5 protein-coding genes are annotated in these 2,593 nt (G+C 30.9%); 4 read left to right on the forward strand and 1 reads right to left on the reverse strand.

Features of this window, described 5'->3' with window-relative positions; all coding sequences use genetic code 11:
* The 4 genes from KPL51_RS22870 to KPL51_RS24615 all read left to right on the forward strand — a co-directional run.
* A partial coding sequence (locus KPL51_RS22870) for a CPBP family intramembrane glutamic endopeptidase (RefSeq protein WP_216166713.1) occupies positions 1-377 on the forward strand: 377 nt, incomplete at its 5' end.
* A 77-nt stretch (positions 378-454) separates the two neighbouring features.
* Positions 455-1,297 carry an MBL fold metallo-hydrolase gene (locus KPL51_RS22875; protein ID WP_216166715.1) on the forward strand — a complete coding sequence of 281 codons (843 nt, stop codon included), beginning with the start codon at positions 455-457 and terminating at the stop codon, positions 1,295-1,297.
* A gap of 62 nt (positions 1,298-1,359) precedes the next feature.
* Positions 1,360-1,767 (forward strand): ASCH domain-containing protein, encoded by a 408-nt coding sequence (locus KPL51_RS22880; protein ID WP_216166717.1) that lies wholly within the window; start codon positions 1,360-1,362, stop codon positions 1,765-1,767.
* Between the two features lie 385 nt (positions 1,768-2,152).
* Entirely contained in the window at positions 2,153-2,401 is a 249-nt protein-coding gene (locus KPL51_RS24615; RefSeq protein WP_224854704.1) for a M3 family metallopeptidase, read from the forward strand.
* A 7-nt stretch (positions 2,402-2,408) separates the two neighbouring features.
* Here the strand turns inward: KPL51_RS24615 and KPL51_RS22890 are convergent.
* Positions 2,409-2,593 (reverse strand): hypothetical protein (locus tag KPL51_RS22890; protein WP_216166719.1); only part of this gene is annotated, 185 nt, incomplete at its 5' end.

Below are 2,593 nucleotides of genomic sequence, written 5' to 3' on the forward strand. Positions count from 1 at the left end.
AAGGTTTTACATATGTCAGTGTACTTATATTTTTTACATTAGCGGTTGGAATATCGGAAGAAGTCTATTTCAGAGGCATTATATTAAAGTTGCTGAAAGACAACTTCTCTGTTAAACAAACAATTGTTATTTCTGCTTTGGTATTTGGAATTGGACATTTCGCAAGTATATTGGTAGGACAAAGTATTGTTGAGGTATTACTACAAATTATTAATGCTATTGTGTTTGGAATCCTTGCTGCTGAAATTGTAATGATTACAAAGAGTTTATTTCCTGTGATAATCTGGCACCTTTTGTTTGATTTTGTGAATCACATATCGTTAGTAGCTCCTTCACCAAGCCAAGTCTTGCTAAGGTTCAAAAATGTCGGCAGTTAGTAACGTTAGTTAAATCATAAAATAGAAAATACTACAACAAAGTGTTAAAAATAATAAAAATAAAAAGGAGTAAAACAATGTTTAAAAAATTAACAAACAGCATTTATTATATGACACATAAAAATGATACTGATAGACCTATATTAGGATTAGTTTGTGGTGAAAAATATAGTTTAATTGTTGATTCAGGCAATTCGCCTAACCATGCTAAAGAATTTTTAGCAGAGGTAAGTAAATTGAATGTACCGCCAGTTAAATATGTGGTATTAACTCACTACCATTGGGATCATATATTTGGAATAAAAGAGATGAACTTAATAACTATTGCACATGAAAAGACAAAGCGTGAAATAGACAGAATGAGAAGCTTGAATTGGGATGATACATCGTTAGAAGAGCATGTAAAAGAGAAAATTATTAGTGAAAACTGTTCAAAATTTATAAAATTAGAAATTGAGGAAAGAGAAAATTTTAAAGTGGGTGAGGTGGACATAACATTTAACGATAGTCTTGAAATAGACTTAGGTGGACTTACATGTATTTTAAACTCAGTTGGAGGAACTCATACGGACGATTCAACTATAGTTTATATACCTGAAGAAAAGGTTATGTTTTTAGGAGACTGTATGTATGGTAGAAGATATAACGGCTTATATGGATATGATAGGGAAGAGCTATTAAAGATGATAGATAAAATAGAAAAGTATTATGCAGAATATTATGTCATATCACATGAGCCAGTATGCGATAGGAAAGAGATAAGTGATTTTTGGGAATTACTACGAACTACAGCACAGATAGCCTGTGAGGTCACTTCTGCTAAACATGCAATTAGGCTATTTATGAATAAATTTAATAGGGAACCTTCTGAAAATGAGAAATCTTATATAGAGGGCTTTATAAATGCTAATAAAGCATAATGTTAGATAGTCTACATCTATAGAAAAACATTGAAATAAATTTATTAAAGGAGAAGAGAATCATGAAAATATATGAAAATATATCATCCTTTGGTTGGGATGGAGATAATGGAATTGGAGAAATGTTAATTCAACAAATTATTGATAGAGTAAAAACAGCAACTTGCAGTTTTAAAATACTTTATGAAGAACACGAATTAAATGAGGTATATGAAACAAAAGGTAAAATGGTAACTGTAGTTAATAATCAGGAAGAACCTAAATGTAATATTAGAATCATAGATGTTTTCGAAACAACTTTTGGAGATCCAGATATCAGACTTGTAAGAGGAGAAGGAGATGGTGAAGAAGTTCAAAAGTTTCAAGGTGACCACAGAACTGCATGGAATAATACGGTAAAGGATATTCAATTAACAGATGATGAAATACTTATAGTAGAGTTATTTGAGCTTGTTGAAGTAATGGAATAGAATTATTCAATAAGACGTTGATATGTCCACATATATCGTTTTAAATAAGCGGAAAACATATCCCATTAATAAAAAACTCCTTTCAGAATTGGCTTAAAAAAACAGGTGGCGCAGGAGGAAACTGTCCACCACTTGCACTATTTTTAGAATGTGGGTATAAGACATATGGAATTGAAATAAGCAATTCACAAATTGAAAGGGCTAAAAACTTTTCTAAAGAACACAATGTCGAACTTAATATTCTAAAGGAGATATAAGAAAACTTACTTTTGAAGATGAATCAATTAGTTATATTTATACGAACTTTAACCTTCCCTTCTATGATATCTTTGCACCAATAAGTGAAGCTATTACAAAAATATCATATTTAGAAGCTAGAGATTTAATTGTATCAAGTTTTAAAACTTTCAGTCAAGAACTTGCGAATTTTGCAAAGAAAGTCTTTAACAGTAGATGGATTGATGCTGAGCCAAGAGCTGGAAAATGTAATTATGGACTAGCGGTTGATATTTTTCCAATAGCAGAAAGTAGAATTATCGCTAATTTTAATGGGAATTTTAGTGATGTTTCTGTACTGGCTCATGAAATTGGACATGCTTATCATAGCTATTTCTTAGAAATAAAAAAATGCTAAACACGGACTATCCTACTCCTATTGCAGAAACCGCTTCGATATTTTGTGAAACCATAGTGAATAACGCATTACTTAATATTGTACCACCCAATGAAGGCAACTGTAAGTGGTAAACTAAAACCATGAGATTTAGGAAAATAAGAACCCTGAATAATTTCCAAATAACCACAAAAACAAACACCTTTTCTGTAC

Origin of the sequence: Clostridium bowmanii (assembly GCF_018861315.1) — a bacterium.
Classification (GTDB): Bacteria; Bacillota; Clostridia; order Clostridiales; family Clostridiaceae; genus Clostridium_AD; species Clostridium_AD bowmanii.

What these genes read in the sequence shown, in the direction of transcription:
- KPL51_RS22880 (WP_216166717.1), top strand. Translation starts at nt 1,360, where the DNA reads ATGAAAATATATGAAAATATATCATCCTTTGGTTGGGATGGAGATAAT.
- KPL51_RS22875 (WP_216166715.1), top strand. Translation starts at nt 455, where the DNA reads ATGTTTAAAAAATTAACAAACAGCATTTATTATATGACACATAAAAAT.